The 16,088-nt window shown below is 39.4% G+C and carries 15 protein-coding genes; 10 read left to right on the top strand and 5 right to left on the bottom strand.

Annotated elements, in window-relative coordinates:
- Window positions 1–21 precede the first annotated feature (21 nt).
- From PEDSA_RS08380 to PEDSA_RS08360, 5 genes are read left to right on the top strand one after another with little or no spacing between them, the layout of a single operon-like run.
- On the top strand, window positions 22–303 hold the full coding sequence (locus PEDSA_RS08380) for a helix-turn-helix domain-containing protein (protein ID WP_013632723.1): 282 nt from the start codon (window positions 22–24) through the stop codon (window positions 301–303).
- Window positions 304–332: 29 nt separating this feature from the next.
- Window positions 333–1,691, top strand: a complete 1,359-nt coding sequence (locus tag PEDSA_RS08375; protein ID WP_013632722.1) for a toll/interleukin-1 receptor domain-containing protein — start codon at window positions 333–335, stop codon at window positions 1,689–1,691.
- Window positions 1,688–3,196, top strand: coding sequence for an argonaute/piwi family protein (locus tag PEDSA_RS08370; protein ID WP_013632721.1), 1,509 nt, complete (start codon window positions 1,688–1,690; stop codon window positions 3,194–3,196). Before PEDSA_RS08375 ends, PEDSA_RS08370 begins: the two co-directional genes overlap by 4 nt.
- A 28-nt stretch (window positions 3,197–3,224) precedes the next feature.
- Window positions 3,225–4,562: an SIR2 family protein gene (locus tag PEDSA_RS08365; RefSeq protein WP_013632720.1), complete on the top strand. Its 1,338-nt coding sequence runs from the start codon at window positions 3,225–3,227 to the stop codon at window positions 4,560–4,562.
- Window positions 4,559–6,688, top strand: coding sequence for an ATP-binding protein (locus PEDSA_RS08360; protein ID WP_013632719.1), 2,130 nt, complete (start codon window positions 4,559–4,561; stop codon window positions 6,686–6,688). The genes PEDSA_RS08365 and PEDSA_RS08360 overlap by 4 nt, the downstream gene beginning before the upstream one ends.
- 37 nt (window positions 6,689–6,725) lie before the next feature.
- Here the strand turns inward: PEDSA_RS08360 and PEDSA_RS08355 are convergent, their stop codons facing one another.
- From PEDSA_RS08355 to PEDSA_RS08340, 4 genes are read right to left on the bottom strand one after another with little or no spacing between them, the layout of a single operon-like run.
- Window positions 6,726–7,364 (bottom strand): hypothetical protein, encoded by a 639-nt coding sequence (locus PEDSA_RS08355; protein ID WP_013632718.1) that lies wholly within the window; start codon window positions 7,362–7,364, stop codon window positions 6,726–6,728.
- Between the two features lie 2 nt (window positions 7,365–7,366).
- Window positions 7,367–7,642: a DUF3408 domain-containing protein gene (locus tag PEDSA_RS08350; RefSeq protein ID WP_013632717.1), complete on the bottom strand. Its 276-nt coding sequence runs from the start codon at window positions 7,640–7,642 to the stop codon at window positions 7,367–7,369.
- Between the two features lie 11 nt (window positions 7,643–7,653).
- Complete coding sequence (locus PEDSA_RS08345; RefSeq protein WP_013632716.1) at window positions 7,654–8,076, bottom strand: DUF3408 domain-containing protein; 423 nt, start codon at window positions 8,074–8,076, stop codon at window positions 7,654–7,656.
- 5 nt (window positions 8,077–8,081) lie between these two features.
- Complete coding sequence (locus tag PEDSA_RS08340; RefSeq protein ID WP_013632715.1) at window positions 8,082–8,849, bottom strand: ParA family protein; 768 nt, start codon at window positions 8,847–8,849, stop codon at window positions 8,082–8,084.
- A 778-nt stretch (window positions 8,850–9,627) separates the two neighbouring features.
- On the opposite strand from PEDSA_RS08340, the gene mobA reads away from it, so the two are divergent.
- Window positions 9,628–10,065, top strand: coding sequence for a conjugal transfer protein MobA (gene mobA, locus PEDSA_RS08330; RefSeq protein WP_013632714.1), 438 nt, complete (start codon window positions 9,628–9,630; stop codon window positions 10,063–10,065).
- A 38-nt stretch (window positions 10,066–10,103) separates the two neighbouring features.
- On the opposite strand, the gene PEDSA_RS08325 is transcribed toward mobA, so the two are convergent.
- Window positions 10,104–10,478, bottom strand: coding sequence for a hypothetical protein (locus PEDSA_RS08325; RefSeq protein WP_013632713.1), 375 nt, complete (start codon window positions 10,476–10,478; stop codon window positions 10,104–10,106).
- An 85-nt stretch (window positions 10,479–10,563) separates the two neighbouring features.
- Here PEDSA_RS08325 and mobB point away from each other — a divergent pair, with 85 nt between their 5' ends.
- The 4 genes from mobB to PEDSA_RS08300 all read left to right on the top strand — a co-directional run bounded on the left by mobB (window position 10,564) and on the right by PEDSA_RS08300 (window position 16,085).
- Window positions 10,564–11,853 (top strand): conjugal transfer protein MobB, encoded by a 1,290-nt coding sequence (mobB, locus tag PEDSA_RS08320; protein ID WP_013632712.1) that lies wholly within the window; start codon window positions 10,564–10,566, stop codon window positions 11,851–11,853.
- Between the two features lie 783 nt (window positions 11,854–12,636).
- Complete coding sequence (locus tag PEDSA_RS08310) at window positions 12,637–13,296, top strand: hypothetical protein (RefSeq protein ID WP_013632710.1); 660 nt, start codon at window positions 12,637–12,639, stop codon at window positions 13,294–13,296.
- A 159-nt stretch (window positions 13,297–13,455) separates the two neighbouring features.
- The gene (mobC, locus tag PEDSA_RS08305) at window positions 13,456–15,468 is read left to right on the top strand and encodes a conjugal transfer protein MobC (RefSeq protein ID WP_013632709.1); all 2,013 of its coding nucleotides are present in this window, start codon (window positions 13,456–13,458) and stop codon (window positions 15,466–15,468) included.
- A 98-nt stretch (window positions 15,469–15,566) separates the two neighbouring features.
- Entirely contained in the window at window positions 15,567–16,085 is a 519-nt protein-coding gene (locus PEDSA_RS08300; RefSeq protein WP_013632708.1) for an HD domain-containing protein, read from the top strand.
- Window positions 16,086–16,088 lie beyond the last annotated feature (3 nt).

Here is a 16,088-nt window from a genome sequence, read left to right as displayed (position 1 = left end):
GACAAGTCGTAAAAAATCAAAATGGCATTTGGGAAATATATCAAAGAATTGAGAGAAAGTAAGGGTTTATTCCTTAGAGAAGTTGGGGCAGCTTTGGAGTTAGATAATGCTTTTATTAGTAAGGTAGAAAATGAAGAAAGATTATTGCCGAGAAAGCATTTAGAAAACCTTGCTGAATTTATGAACGTGCCATTAGATAAATTGTTGGTTTTGTGGCTATCGGATAAGATAAGAACACTCATAGAGGATGAAGAACTTGGAAAACAGGCATTGAAGATTGTGCTAAAAGAATTAAGTAGTTAAATACATTATAAATTATCACGGGGATATTGATGAGAAATAAGATTTTTATTAGTCACGCAACACCAAATGACAACGACTTTACTAAGTGGTTAGCATTAAAGCTGATTACATTAGGATATGACGTTTGGTGTGATGTATTCTACTTAGACAAAGGAGTGGATTTCTGGAAGACCATTGAGACAGAGATTAGAGATAACACAATTCAATTTTTTGTTGTAATGTCTGCTATTTCCAATAGCAGAGAGGGAGTATTGAAGGAAATTACAGTTGCTCAAAAAACACAGAAAACATTGAATGATGCCACTTTTGTGGTTCCGTTAATGATTGATAATGACCTCTCTTATGATGATATCAACATTGATGTTGTAAGGTTGAATGCAATTGATTTTAAAAAGTCTTGGGCAGTTGGATTACAAGATATAATAAAGTTTCTCGAAGACAAAGGCATCAGTCCTGCTAAAACTGACGCTGAAAAAGCCAATAGTTTATACGAACAAATATTTTTGCAGAATTTAGTTCCGGTTGAAAAAGAAGAAATATATACCTCTAATTGGTTTCCAATCATTGAATTTCCGGAAGAATTAAGGTTTCATTTCTACGACAGACTGATGCCTAAGAACTATGACCTGAACCAGCTTACATTTCCTGCAATACCTTATAAAAACTATGTTTGTACGTTTGCTTATGAGTATGATTTTATGCATCATTTGCCTAAAACGGAAACGTATAGCCCCCAGAGAACAATAAGAATATCTACCCAAAAAATTTTGGAGGAAGGTTATGAAGACGATTTTATTTCCAATAATGATGCGAGGCGTGCAATTGTAAGACTTTGTAATCTGGCTATTGACAAATTTTTTGCGGAAAGAAATATAGAACCCTATCAAATGTCAAACAAGATTGGATATTGGTTTAAAAAAGGAACACTTGACAAGGATAAGCACAATAAAGTTCTCTTGGTAGGTAAACAGAAAGATAAACATTGGCACTACGGGTTATCATCCTACACAAAGCTATATCCTTTCCCTGTATTGGTTTTCAATTCGCATATTTATTTCACCACTGATGGGGAAACTTTAATTGATAAAGCCTCAATTCAGCATAGTGCGAGAAGAAAACAAGGAAAGGGCTGGTATAATGATGATTGGAAAAACAAAATGCAAGCCTTTGTTTCTTATCTGTCTGGGAATGAAAATACTTTTTCCTTCGATGTGGGAAGTGAAGAAAAGATTATCATATCAGCAAGTCCCAAAGAATTTTTAAGTAATAAAAGCTATGTTATACCGGAAAAGGAATTATTAGATGAAGAAGTAGAGCTTTCTGATATGACTTACTTGGATAGTGTAGAAAATGAAGAACTTGAAGAAAAACCAGTAGAAAACCAATGAGCAACCTTTTATACATAGAAGAACCTAAAATGAAATTCGCATTTAATCAAAGTTGCGAAGACGTGCGTGATGGATTAGCATTATTTGGCCCATTGGAACAACCTAAGATTTATGGTATTAGAAGCGGTGTAATTGGAACAAAACGAGGTTTAGAAATCTTTAAGAATTACATTGATAAAATTCAAAAGCCTGTTTATAATTCAAACAATATTACCCGCCCATTCTTTCCTGGATTTGAAGCAGTTTTCAATTGCAAATGGGAAGCAAATAATATTTCATTCAAAGAGGTTACAGATGAAGAAATAAACGAAGCAATTTCATTAGATAATAATCATACAAGAACGTATGAAGTGGTAAACCTATTTATAAATAAAATTCTTCAAGCTGTAAAAAATGACGAGGATAAAATAGATGTTTGGTTTGTCATGGTGCCAGACGTAATATTTCAATATTGCAGACCCAATTCTATATTACCCAAAGACTTATTGCAAAGAAAATCAACGTTAAAGAAAAGTCAGGCAAAGAAATTTATTTCTACACCATCACTTTTTGATGAAGATAATGTTGCCGCAGAGCCCTATAAATACGATGCTCAATTTCACGACCAACTAAAAGCAAGGTTGCTTCCTCATATGATTACCACACAAATTTTAAGAGAAAGTACATTGGCTTGGGAAAGTTTTACAAATAAATTCGGGCAACCTCTACGCAATTTCAAAAAAATAGAAGGACATCTTGCGTGGACGGTTTCAACAGCAGCTTATTATAAAGCAGGAGGTAAACCCTGGAAGCTTTCTGATATTCGTGAAGGGGTATGTTATTTAGGCTTAGTCTATAAACAATTGGAAAGGGATAAGAACATTAAAAACGCCTGTTGTGCAGCTCAAATGTTTTTAGATAGTGGAGACGGAACGGTTTTTAAAGGTGCTGTTGGACCTTGGTATAATCCTAAAAAGGGAGAATTTCATCTAAAGCCCAAAGAAGCGAAAGCACTTTTATCGCAAGCGATAAAATCTTACCAAGAACAAATGGGAGAAAATCCCAAAGAAATATTTATCCATTCTAAAACCAAATTCAACAAAGAGGAATGGGATGCTTTTAAAGAGGTTGTTCCTGAAGGAACAAACCTTGTAGGAATTTCCATTGATACACGTCCACAAATAAAATTATTCAAAGAAGAGGGTGCTTATCCGATAATGAGGGGAAATGCATTTGTTGTAAATGAAAGGTCTGCATTTCTTTGGACTATTGGTTACGTTCCTAAAACTCAAACAACATTATCCTTAGAAGTCCCTAATCCAATTTTTATAGAAATCAATAAAGGGAATGCTGATATTGAACAGGTTTTGAAAGATATAATGGCTTTGACAAAGCTAAATTATAATGCCTGTATTTATGCCGATGGAATTCCAGTAACATTACGTTTTGCGGATAAAATAGGCGAGATACTTACTGCGAGTACCGATATCCAAGCACCACCATTGGCTTTCAAATACTATATATAACTGGTTAAAAATTATAAAACATATTATTATGAGCCTTTTTAAAATTGATTGGAATGATGCTCACATTTTAAAAACCAATACGACTACTATTTCAACATCAGATATTGATACGATTGAGCCTGATAATTTGAAAAAAGAAGTAGAACCTTGGCTATCTGCGATATTTCAAAGTGAACATCTTTCATTACTTGTTGGCGCAGGTCTTACAAGTGCTGTATCTTTTGTTGCTGATGTAAAAGCACAAGGTATGGACAGGCTTACCTTAGAGGATGACTTAGGAGAGCAAGTTAAAAGTAAAGCTGACGAAGCCGCGGGAAAAATGGAGCGAGGAGAAGCGAATATTGAAGATGATATTCGTATTGCTTTAGAACTAATAAACGGCTTATATCTTTTAGATGATGCAAGAGCCAAACCTCTAAAAAAAGAATTAGATGCGAAGTTACTAAAGTTTATTGAGGCTATATTAGATGCTGAACAGCAGTTTAACGATAAATTGGGTAAAGATGATGCAAAAGCAATTGAAGCTTTCAATTTATTGAAAAGCTTTATTTTAAGCTTCACAAGCAGAGCAGCTTCCAGAGAAAGGCTGAATATTTTTACTACCAATTATGATAGGTTTATTGAGTTAGCAGCTGATGCGACAGGTGTTTTGTTACTTGACAGATTTAAAGGCAAGATCCAACCTGTTTTCAGAAATACAAGGCTTGAACTTGATTACCATTATAATCCGCCCGGAATTAGAGGTGAACCACGCTATGTTGAAGGTGTGGCAAGGATTACCAAACTTCATGGATCAATTGATTGGAAATTCCAAGACAAAAAAATAATACGTTCACTTTTACCATTCGGCGCAAAATCAGACCACCCTGAAGTTCCGCAAGAAGTAAGTGAGAAGGTTGTAATATATCCAAACTCATCAAAAGATATTGAAACAGCTTTTTATCCTTACGCTGAATTGTTTAGAGATTTTTCGTCAGCTATTTGCCAACCTAATTCGGTAATTATAACCTACGGTTATGGTTTTGGAGATAGTCATATAAACCGGGTAATTGAAGATATGCTAACTATCCCGTCAACTCACTTGGTGATTATTGCTTGGGATATAAATTATGCCAAAGAGGGTGAGCATATCAATTATGGAGCGGCAAGAGACCGCATCATTAAATTTTTAGAGAACAAAAATGCAGCACAATGTACTTTATTAATCGGAAGCCACTTTGGGGATTTAAACAACTTGGTTGAATACTATTTACCTAAATCCGCCATTGACAGATTAACGGTAAAAATGCAAAAGCTGAAAGATAGTCGAGGTGAAGGTCATAACGTTGCAGCTAATAATGACAATCAACAAAACGAAGAATTATGAGTGAATTATACCGATATGATTTCGACCACTTGCGTAATCTTACCATTGGTACAGTTGATTATGTCTCTCCAGGTGATATAAGAGTGTTGCTTGATACAGCAGCTCCTCAGAATACAGCCCTAAATACAGGTACACCCACTTTGTTTCCAAGAATAAACGGCTTTGTTCTTATTCCAAATGAAGTAGGATCATTAGTTGGACTAATCAGTTGGATAGGCGTAGAAAATAGTCAGTACCCTAAAAGAAAAGGGTATAAAGATTTTGACTTGATAGACCTGCCGTTTCCATTAAGGAAAATGTCAATTACTCCAATGGGTACATTAAAGCAGGTGGGAAAAATAAGTGAAAAGAGGTACGTATTAGCAAGAGGCGTTTATAGTTTTCCTTCTATCGGAGATACTGTTATTTTGCCAACAGACGCACAATTGAAATCAATTGTAGAAAATAAAGAACCTAATTCAGTAGTAAAGATTGGTACTGCCCCAATAGCTGCTAACGCTGATGTAACAATTAACCCAGATAAGTTATTTGGCAGGCACATTGCGATACTTGGCAATACAGGAAGTGGTAAATCTTGTAGTGTGGCTGGCGTTATTAGGTGGTCTTTGGAGGAGGCTGATAGAACATTACAAGCAAGAATTGCAGAAGGAAAGACAGAGCCGGAAACTAAGCTCAACAATAGGTTCATAGTATTAGACCCTAACGGTGAATATACTAATGCGTTTGATGATCTTAATTGTGATATAAAGAAATTTAAAGTCGAATTAACGGACGAAGAAAAGAAAACATTTAAAGAATTGAAAGTTCCAGCTTGGCTTTGGAATAGCTATGAATGGAGTTCTTTTTCAAATGCAAGTGGGCGTACTCAAAGACCTATTCTTAGAAGAGCATTGCGAGAACTACGTTCAGGAGAAGTAGATGGCATTTCTTCTTTTGAGACTAAAGTTAGAAGCCATTTTTCAAGCTGCTATGCTTCTTTAAGAGTGGATTTATCAAATAGTGCTAATTATAAAGACAGTGCTACTGCTTTCGGCAATAAGTTAAAAAGTCTTATTGAAGATGCAGCGCTTTTTGAGAATACTGCTGAAGGAGAGGATATAAAACAACATTTTAGAGACCTGTCACAAATAATAAATGGCATAGCCTCTTCAAAATTCAAATCTTTTGAAAAAGGAGGCCAGGTTATTGAGTATTACGTTGCGTTTACACGAACTGATGTAGAGAGTTGCTTACAAGGGATAAACAGTCTATTAGAAAACTTTGGTGGCGTAGCTGTATATGTTGGCCCCAATGAAGATACACCTATGCCTTTTGACGTGACATCCATTGCTGACCACGTTGAACGATTGTCACAGGAGGCAGGAGTTATGCAGTTTGTTGATTTCTTAATAATGAGAATGCGTTCAATGCTTTCTGATACAAGAATGAATAAAATCATTGTTGATAAAGAAGATATTACTTTGGATAATTGGTTAGGTAATACGATAAATGGCATTTCGATAATCGACCTGTCTTTAGTACCCTCTGATATTTCACATTTAGTTGTTTCTGTAATTTCCAGATTGGTTTTTGAAGCGTTGCAACGGTATAGGAGGATGCATAATGAGTTATTGCCTACTGTCATTGTAATGGAAGAAGCACACAATTTTATTAAGAGATACAATGATAGTTCCGATGAGATTAGCACATCTCAGTTATGTACTGAAGCTTTTGAAAAGATTGCAAAAGAAGGTAGAAAATTTGGATTAAGCTTGACGTTATCTTCTCAACGTCCATCAGAACTTTCAGCAACAGTGCTTTCTCAATGCAATACATTTCTTTTACATCGTATAGTAAATGATAGAGACCAAGAGCTTGTTAGAAGACTTGTGCCTGATAATATTGGAGGATTACTACAAGAACTTCCAATATTACCAACAAGAAAAGCAATACTATTGGGTTGGGCATCGCCTATCCCCATTTTAGTGGAAATGAACGAGCTAAAACCAGAACATCGACCTAAATCTAATGACCCTGACTTTTGGGATGTATGGACTATGCAAAGAGAAAGAAATGTCGATTGGAAAGCGTTAACGGACGAATGGCAAAATATAAATAATGAGCCGGAAGATGATGACCTGTTTTGAAAATTAAGATTAAGAAGAATAAATAAACAGAGTTTGCTTACACAAACTCCTCGATGTCGAAATCCTCTAAATCACTTTTCCGCAAATCGGGAGAACTGAAATCCGTTCCGGCGGAGAGGCTCTTGTCCAACAGCTCTGCAATCTTCCGCGAAGCCCCATCCATTGAGTTTTCGAGCAGGCTTAACAATTCAGTTCCCTGTAATCGCTGAACTATATCCACCGCTTTTTTTTGCAGGGCAGGTTCGAGCGTATCTTGCTCCAACCATGCCCCCACGGTTGTCAGTTCATCAAAGGTAACCCCTGTGGCAAACTCATTGTCGCTGTCCTCAAACCCGTACACATCCCATTCGTCTTCCTCATTTTCAAAATCGGACATACTCCCGAAAATTTCATCCGGCTCTCCCTCAATCTGCGGATTTTCCAATCCAACACCTATCCCGTAGGTTTCTGTACCAAAATTATCAGCTATCCCGTCACGTTCGCCCGATTGTCTCTTTGTGGCATTCGGTGGCAAGGTGTGGCGTTCCACAGGCTTGGGAAGCCCAATAATATCCGGCAGGTCTGAACTTTTCTTTTCCGGCTTTATCTCCCTGCGGACGGTCTTATTGATGACCACCTTATCTTTCAGCAAAAGGATGATGACGATGATAAGGCATATTACAATCAATGTTTCCATAGCTATAAGATTGGCTTTTGCTTGTCGGCGTAGATAATCTTTATTTCGTCTCCGAACTCCTCAAAGTGGTGTTTCAGTACACTGTGCAGGTAATCGGTAAGCGTAATTTCTCCCTCTCCGAGCAGAAAGACGATACGGGATAATTTCTTATGGAAATCGGGGCTTATGTAGACCGATTTTCCGCACCTTGCGACAACTCCGGTCGGTCTTAAAAATGCCAATTTGTAATGCGCTTTGCGCAATACCTTTTCCGGTTGTTTTTGCTGTCTCTTGTTCATAATCGAATACTTTAAAAAATGGGTTTAAACTTATCGTTGAAATCATCGATGATGGCTTTTTCAAACTGTTCAAAATGATGTTCGAGAATATTGTCCAAATAGGCATACAAGGGTATCTTATCCTCGCCGATGACCTGCACGATACGGGAAAGCCGTTCGTGGTATTCTTGCCGGATGTAGATGCTCTTATCGCCTCGGCGTGTCATGGTATGGCTGTTGAGAAACCGCTCGCCATAGCCCATATCGGAAGCCCTCTTTTGCCGTGTTCGCTCTTTGGTTACGGGCTTTTCCGTGGGTGTTTCCTTTGGCGGTTCTGCCATTGGCTCTTGGGGTGTTACCGCCTGTTGAGGCTTCTTTGTTTCGCCTGCCATAATCGACATGAGATATGCCTCGTCAATCGGCGCATTCGGCTTTTTCTTGTTTTCGTTGTCCATAGCAGTTACAGGTTAATGGTTCTTAAAAACTCACTGATGAACAAATCCAAGCCGGAGGCTTTCAGCAATCTTTTGTCGGGTGGCAATAGCGTAGAGCGGAAGACGGTCTTTGCCGTTGCCTCGCTTTCCTTGCGGAAGCGTTTGCTATCGGCAATGCGTGTTTCCATTGCTTGCAGTCCGACTTCCTTAATGACGTTGCCGTAGATTTCGTACAGTTGGGATTTTTCCCTGCCATCGACCATGTTCCAAAACAGCCGTATGGTTTCGATGGAGGTCTGCCCGTGTTTCATAAGCACATTGGTCAGCACATCGGTAAAGCTCAACGTGCTTTCCATGACCACACGGTCTGCCGTGATGGGCGAAAAGATGTGGTGCATTCCTGCCAGTGTGTTGAGCAAGCCCGTAGTGTTCACCGTTCCGGTCAGGTCAAAGAAAACCATATCCACGGGAACGGTCGAGGACTGTATGAATGCTTCCGCATCCGTTAGTGCATTATCAGCCTTACTTTGCAGTACCGGATAGGCTTTCTTATTGATGGTGGAGAATTGGCGGTGCGCCAGTTTTTTCAGCACCTCGTTTTGCATGACCGCTTTCAAATCCCGTTCCCTCATTTGGCAGATGCTGTGCTGTGGATAGTCACAGTCAAAGACGGCTACATTATACCCCATTTGGTAATGGAGTATGCTTGCCGTAACCGTTGTAAACGTACTTTTTCCAACGCCCCCTTTTTGGCTTGAAAAAGCAATGAATTTTGTCCTGTTTGTTGCTTCCATTTCTATTCTATTTTTAAGTTTCTGTTTCCGTGGACTGCCTGCCGTCCTGCATGGAGCAGGGCTGTCATCCCTGCACACTGTCCGGCAGTCTTGATACAATTCCGTCTGTCGGGCTTGCCGTCATCCGTTCAGTCAGCTGTGCCGTCATTCGTTCAGTCAGCTGTGCCGTCATTCGGGCTTTCATGCAGGCAAGACCGATGGCTTGCCTGTCATCCCGCCCGATGGAATGGCTACGGGATAGCTTTCGTGCTGTCCGTTGTTCCTGCCTGCCGTATGGAATGCCGTCATGCGTTCCGGTGTTCCTGCAATCCTGCGCTCCGGCTTTCCTAACTGCAATCGGGAGCGGATGCCTGCAAACAAGCTTGCGTGACTGATAGCGCAAATAAGCAGGTTATTCCGATGCACTCTTTTAATGCGGTAGTTAGGGGCATTTGTTGGCAATGTTTGGTCGTGACGGATAGGTCAATGCTTTGAAAAAGCTACCCTTACTTTGTAAGGGCTTAAATGCAAAGGGTAAATGGAGAAATCATTGGAGAAAGAAAACTATGGGCGGAACGGCATAAAGCCGTTTTTTTCCGCTTTTCCCAATCCGACCCGTAGGGCGGATTTTCTGTTCACCCGAACAGAGCAAGTTATGTTTTGAGGCACTCGAAACCCGTTTCGTGCCTCAAAACCACTTGCCCTTGCAGGGGGCTTGGTAAACACCCTCCGAAGTCGGGGTTTATTTTAATTAACTAAAGTTGAGCTCGCTGAAGCTCGGTTATTAATGGATTTAGATATGGAAGACAACAGCAGAAACCGAACAAACAAAGGTGGGCGCAAGCCTAAAGCAGACCCATGCATCCACCGTTATGTATTTCGTCTTACAGACGAAGAAAATGCGAAATTCCTCACGTTGTTCGAGCAATCGGGAATGAAAATATTGGCACATTTCATTACAGCCTGCATCTTTCAGAAGCCAATCAAGACCGTAAAAATTGATATGGATGCAGTCGATTTTCATACGAGGCTCACCAATTTTTACAGCCAGTTTAGAGCGGTTGGCGTGAACTACAACCAAATCGTGAAGATACTTTACCGCAATTTCTCGGAGAAAAAGGCATCGGCTTACCTCTTTAAACTGGAAAAGCAGACGGCAGAAATGGCGGACTTGTGCCGGAAAGTGATTGAACTAACACAGGAATTTGAAAAAGAACACCTGCAAAAACACGGATAGGATGATAGCGAAAAAAGAAGTCTTTAGGATAATTTTTATTATTTAAGCTTTTCCAAAACGATGGGGTCTACACTTTTATTTTCAACCGAACGGCTCAATTGGAGATTATGGCTATCCAAAAAATTAACAGTATATTCTACAGTAGAGTGGTTTAATATCATTAAATCTATCCCAAAAGCTCTTTTGTAGGTGTATTCAGAATAATTTACTCCTAATCTACCATCAGTAGCACCTATAGTAATAGCACAGACACTATCGTTCATAAAACGAAGATTGACACCAAATTCCTCATTAGACATCTGCCATTCAGTCCCACTCAGATTTAATGCAGGGGAAGTGTCATCTGACTTTTTACAACTGGTAATAGAGGAAAACAATAAAACAACGATAAAAAAGGTAAAAATTCTGGTCATGATTATACGATTATTATTACAATAATAAGCTTTTTTTATCAAAGAGGAAAATTCGTGATATTTAATATAATCAAAAAGGAAAGAGATGATAGCAAAAATTGGAAAGGGTGAGAATTTATACGGGACTATCTCCTATAACCAAAAGAAGATTGACAGTGAAAACGGGCAGGTTTTGTTACTGAATAGAATACCCGAAACATTGGATAATACCTATTCGACAAGCTACCTGCACCAGTGTTTTGAACCGTATCTGTCCGCAAATATCAGAACAGAAAAGCCAGTGCGCCACATATCGCTGAACCCTGATCCTGCGGATAGGGTCAGCGATGGGCAGTTCGTGGAAATGGCGCAGGAGTATATGGAGCGCATGGGGTATGGCAAGCAACCCTATATCGTTTTCAAGCATACCGATATTGAACGTACCCATATCCATATCGTAACGGTCTGTGTGGGTTTGGACGGGAAGAAACTGCCGGACAGCTACGACCATCCACGTTCAATGGCAATCTGTCGGGATTTGGAACAAGCGTACAATCTGATACCTGCCACGGAGAAACAGCGCACGGGAAATGAGCAGGTATTCCGTCCGGTGGATTACAGAATCGGAGACGTTAAGAGCCAAATCGCTTCGGTAGTCCGACACCTGCCGAACTATTATCAATATCAGACTTTGGGCGAATACAATGCTTTGCTTTCGCTGTTCAATATTACCACCGAGAAAGTCAAAGGGGAATTGCACGGACAGCCCAAAAACGGGCTTGTCTATTTTGCACTGAACGAGCAGGGAGAAAAAGTGAGCAATCCTTTTAAAGCATCCCTTTTCGGCAAGCAGGCAGGACTGGACGAACTGCAAAACCAATTCGCAAATGCTAAGGAGAAAATGAAATCCGACCCTGTAAGAGCCGTACTCAAAAGCACCATTGAAGTGGCTATGCACACCGCTACAAACGAAGCCGATTTTAAAAAGCAGTTATTGGAGCAGGGCATCAATACCGTGGTACGGCGAAACGATGAGGGGCGTATATACGGTATAACTTTTATCGACCACGAAAGCCGTACCGTTTGGAACGGTTCGGCTTTGGGCAAAAACCTTTCGGCTAATGTCTTTAATGATTGGTGGAACGAACAGGCAATCGGGCAACGCCAAGAAGCCGAAAAAACATCCGCACAAAATCAGTCCTCGACCACGGGCAACACCGTAGAGAAAGAGGAAGCCCATGCACTTTTTGACTTTCTGAATAAAGAACAGCCAACCGATGATTTGTTGATAGACGGATTGGGTGGGCTACTGCCGGAGGCACAGGGCGAAGACTACGAGGAACAGGAATTTGCCAACCGTATGAAGAAAAAGAAGAAACGCAAAAGACTAAAATAAAAAGGAGCTTTAAATAAGCTCCTTTAATGCGGTGAGCCTCGGTATCGAACCGAGCTTCCTAAATTGTACATTCGATATATTCATTCTAATAGATTGTTTCGGGCAACTCACCTCCGATACCGAAACTCACGATTACAAGTAGATTTCCTAAAAGAGTCATTATGGAACCTAATGAAAGGTTAATTAAAATTGATTTTATTGTATCCATACATTTTAAATTTTTATTATTCAACCATCTGTCAGCGACAACCACAAGAATATCTTTCAAATGAATCATACCAAAGAACGCAATAGGAATTTCCAGATTTTTATATCGATAAAAGATATTTCTACTTAGTTATTCCTAAATGCAAAGATAATAAAATAATACTACACATATCTTTTTCTAAAGCGCAGTACAATGCAAAACCAAAAGTTTTTTCTTTTTTTAGCTGAATCCAAATATATTTTCAACAACTGGTATGTAGAACACCAAATGAAGAAACGAAAAATGTATGGGAAACAACAATAGCTTTTTCTAACCATCAAAGACCAGGATTAACATCTTGGTCTTTGTGGTTTAGTTTCAGCAGTTACTTAAATTCAATTATTCTTTAAGCACATTAAAAAGTTATCCCATATTTGCTTAAATTTGTTCTATGCTTTAGACGGAAGCGTGCCACTCATCATAGCAAAGCTGTATCAGCACCGTACCTCTTAAATATATTATTATCATCGAAACAACTATCTCGTTTCGGAATATGGTAGATGAGTGACATTTTTCAGACGAGAAATTGTAGAAAGATGAATAATAAAGTAAATGGGCATACAGGCGATTTCATTAAACGTCAAGCCAAAAAAATCAAAAAGCAAGAAAATATCAGTTATGTTCGAGCATTGGAAAAAGCATCTATAAATGCAGGTTTTAAGAATTGGAAACACTTTCTTAATGCCAATAAAGATGCAAATCAAACCAAGCCTGCAACCAATCAAAAAAAGGTGAATCCTTATAGAAATTTACTTGTTGCGGGGATAAATATCTTACTCGATAAAGGTCTTATCTCACTGGAGCATTCACCTACGGATAATGAAGATGGACATACTTTCGTTGATTTACTTGGTTACCCATCCGTAATAATTTGGAGAAGTATTAGTTACGATGAATTGGAAATATCAGTCTGGTGGAAATATAATCACGAGTTGCATCCACAAGCCAAACTTAGTGGCAATGCTCGTGAAAGTTTTAATAGCTCAACTCCACTGGCGGACAAAGCCCATTATAAAAAATTCGTGGGAGCAGTTGTAAGCGGATGGTTCGAGAGAAGAACGGGGAAATATCTGATGGGCAAGGACAAGGAAGCAATTTTGAGAAACTACACAAGAAGAGGAGAAAAAGAAGAATTGGAAAATTTACCCCTCGAAAAACCTAAAGGTTTTAAGGCAGAGGGTAAGTTTTATTTTTAAGAAATCATAAACAAAGATGTTGTTCACATTCCATTGTAAACGGCATCTTTGTCTTTTTCCATACCTACCAAATACCGCCACCAAAAGCCATCCGACACCCCTTTGTATAAGTGCTTTTAAATAGCCTCTAAATTCCCTGCATCACTAATTTTTTTTGTTATGCAAGGAGAAGACGATTTGAGAGGATTAGCCAAAATCATGGCTTTTATGCGTGCCGTAAGTATTCTTTTGGTACTAATGCACTTTTATTGGTTCTGTTACGGGTTCTTTGCCGAACGGGGATGGACACTGGAAATTATCGGTAAGATATTGACCAATTTCAACCGTACCGCAGGGCTTTTTGAACACACCCTTAACACCAAGATTTTTGCACTGGTATTGTTAGCGTTAAGCTGTCTCGGTACTAAGGGCGTAAAGAATGAAAAGATAACATGGGGTAAGATTTACACCGCCTTAGCCATTGGCTTTGTCCTGTTCTTTCTGAACACGCCATTGTTAAAGCTTTCGGATGGGATTGCCACATCGCTTTATATCCTTACAACGGGCTTTGGATATATAGCCTTGCTCATGGCAGGGGTATGGATGAGCCGACTACTTCGCAACAATCTGATGGACGATGTTTTCAATAATGAAAACGAGAGTTTTGGGCAGGAAACCCGTCTGATAGAAAATGAATATTCGGTCAATCTTCCCACACGGTTTTTTTACAAAGGCAAGTGGAACAATGGATGGATTAATATCGTCAACCCTTTTCGAGCTTCGATTGTACTTGGTACTCCCGGCTCCGGAAAATCCTACGCCATCGTAAACAACTACATCAAGCAACATATCGAAAAGGGGTTTGCGATGTATATCTACGATTTCAAGTTTGATGACCTTTCCACGATTGCCTACAATCATTTGCTCAAACACTCCGATAAGTATAAGGTGAAGCCGAAATTTTATGTTATCAATTTTGACGACCCACGCCGAAGCCACCGATGCAACCCGTTAAGTCCTGCCTTTATGACGGATATATCCGATGCTTACGAAGCCTCTTACACCATCATGCTTAACCTCAACAGGTCGTGGATTTTGAAGCAAGGGGATTTTTTCGTGGAAAGTCCTATTATATTGCTTGCTTCCATCATTTGGTTTCTGAAAATCTATGAAGACGGAAAATATTGCACGTTTCCCCATGCTATTGAATTGCTGAATAAAAAATATGCAGACGTCTTTACGATACTGACCTCATATCCCGAACTGGAAAACTACCTATCAGCTTTTATGGATGCTTGGCAGGGCGGAGCGCAAGACCAGTTGCAGGGGCAGATAGCATCGGCGAAAATTCCATTGTCAAGGATGATTTCGCCACAGCTTTATTGGGTCATGACAGGGGATGATTTTTCACTGGACATCAACAACCCACAAGAGCCGAAGATACTTTGTGTCGGGAATAACCCCGACCGTCAAAACATCTATTCCTCCGCTTTGGGATTGTACAATTCGAGGATTATAAAACTCATCAATAAGAAAGAACGGTTAAAAAGTTCCGTTATCATAGACGAGTTGCCTACGATATATTTCCGAGGACTGGATAACCTTATCGCAACGGCACGTAGCAATAAGGTGGCAGTATGCTTAGGCTTCCAAGACTATTCACAATTAACAAGGGATTATGGCGATAAGGAAAGCAAGGTCATCCAAAATACCGTTGGTAATGTTTTCTCTGGTCAAGTGGTCGGTGAAACGGCTAAAAACCTAAGTGAGCGTTTTGGTAAGGTGTTGCAGAAACGCCAAAGCATGACCATTAACCGTAATGATAAATCCACATCCATATCAACACAAATGGACAGCCTTATACCTGCATCCAAAATATCCACGCTTACACAGGGTATGTTCGTGGGGTCTGTTTCTGATAACTTCGATGAGCGTATCGAGCAGAAAATCTTCCATGCTGAAATCGTGGTGGATAACGAAAAGGTTTCTGCCGAAACCAAAGCGCACAAAAAGATACCGCAGATATTATCCTTTACCGATGAACACGGCAACGACAATATGAAACAGGTAATTGAAACCAATTACAGACAGGTTAAAGCTGACGTTTTGCAGATTGTGGCAAGCGAAATGGAGCGTATCAAAAACGATCCCGATTTACAGCATTTGTTAAACACTGATTGTTCTGACACGTAAGCCAAAAGTTTTTCAACCACCGAGGAGATTAGATTATTTAACATAGGTTCATTGTCCGATTTTTCTATTCTTAAGACCTTAGCAGAAAATAATGTGATATGAAATATAAGGACATAGAAAAATCAGAGAAATTAGACCAAGTGATCAAAGAGATGAAAAATATTTTCAGAACTGTACCGTATGGCGTCGATCACACAATGAAGGTGTTAGCAAATACACGGACGATTATGGAAGGGGAAAATGTAGACTGTCAGACCAGTTGTATTATAGAGTTAAGTGCTGTTTTACACGACATAGGTTCTGTGGAAGCATTACGCAAATATGGATCAATGGAGGGGCATCTCCAAGAGCAGGAAGGAGTCCCAATTGCAAGAAATATATTAAGTGAACATAATTATGAACCATTCGTAATTGAAAGAGTATGTTATATAGTTGGAAACCATCATACGCCTGAAAAAATAAATGGAAAAGATTTTCAAATTCTTTGGGAGGCAGACCTTATTGAAAACATGCAAGTTATGGATTGCACTAAGGACACGGAAACCTTAAGAAAATTTGTTTCAAAAAAAATCAAAACACAAGCGGGTAAGGCGCTTGCTTTATGTAAATACAGTTAATCG

It is taken from the genome of Pseudopedobacter saltans DSM 12145, from assembly GCF_000190735.1.
Taxonomy (GTDB): Bacteria; Bacteroidota; Bacteroidia; order Sphingobacteriales; family Sphingobacteriaceae; genus Pseudopedobacter; species Pseudopedobacter saltans.
The sequence above is the reverse complement of the archived record's forward strand: the minus strand, read 5'-3'. Positions and strand labels throughout refer to the sequence as shown.

Coding starts and splice junctions, on each gene's coding strand:
- PEDSA_RS08365 (WP_013632720.1), top strand. CDS start 3,225: ATGAGCCTTTTTAAAATTGATTGGAATGATGCTCACATTTTAAAAACC.
- PEDSA_RS08375 (WP_013632722.1), top strand. CDS start 333: ATGAGAAATAAGATTTTTATTAGTCACGCAACACCAAATGACAACGAC.
- PEDSA_RS08300 (WP_013632708.1), top strand. CDS start 15,567: ATGAAATATAAGGACATAGAAAAATCAGAGAAATTAGACCAAGTGATC.
- mobC (WP_013632709.1), top strand. CDS start 13,456: ATGCAAGGAGAAGACGATTTGAGAGGATTAGCCAAAATCATGGCTTTT.
- PEDSA_RS08370 (WP_013632721.1), top strand. CDS start 1,688: ATGAGCAACCTTTTATACATAGAAGAACCTAAAATGAAATTCGCATTT.
- PEDSA_RS08360 (WP_013632719.1), top strand. CDS start 4,559: ATGAGTGAATTATACCGATATGATTTCGACCACTTGCGTAATCTTACC.
- PEDSA_RS08325 (WP_013632713.1), bottom strand. CDS start 10,478: ATGACCAGAATTTTTACCTTTTTTATCGTTGTTTTATTGTTTTCCTCT.
- PEDSA_RS08380 (WP_013632723.1), top strand. CDS start 22: ATGGCATTTGGGAAATATATCAAAGAATTGAGAGAAAGTAAGGGTTTA.
- PEDSA_RS08350 (WP_013632717.1), bottom strand. CDS start 7,642: ATGAACAAGAGACAGCAAAAACAACCGGAAAAGGTATTGCGCAAAGCG.
- PEDSA_RS08345 (WP_013632716.1), bottom strand. CDS start 8,076: ATGGACAACGAAAACAAGAAAAAGCCGAATGCGCCGATTGACGAGGCA.
- PEDSA_RS08340 (WP_013632715.1), bottom strand. CDS start 8,849: ATGGAAGCAACAAACAGGACAAAATTCATTGCTTTTTCAAGCCAAAAA.
- mobB (WP_013632712.1), top strand. CDS start 10,564: ATGATAGCAAAAATTGGAAAGGGTGAGAATTTATACGGGACTATCTCC.
- PEDSA_RS08355 (WP_013632718.1), bottom strand. CDS start 7,364: ATGGAAACATTGATTGTAATATGCCTTATCATCGTCATCATCCTTTTG.
- mobA (WP_013632714.1), top strand. CDS start 9,628: ATGGAAGACAACAGCAGAAACCGAACAAACAAAGGTGGGCGCAAGCCT.
- PEDSA_RS08310 (WP_013632710.1), top strand. CDS start 12,637: ATGAATAATAAAGTAAATGGGCATACAGGCGATTTCATTAAACGTCAA.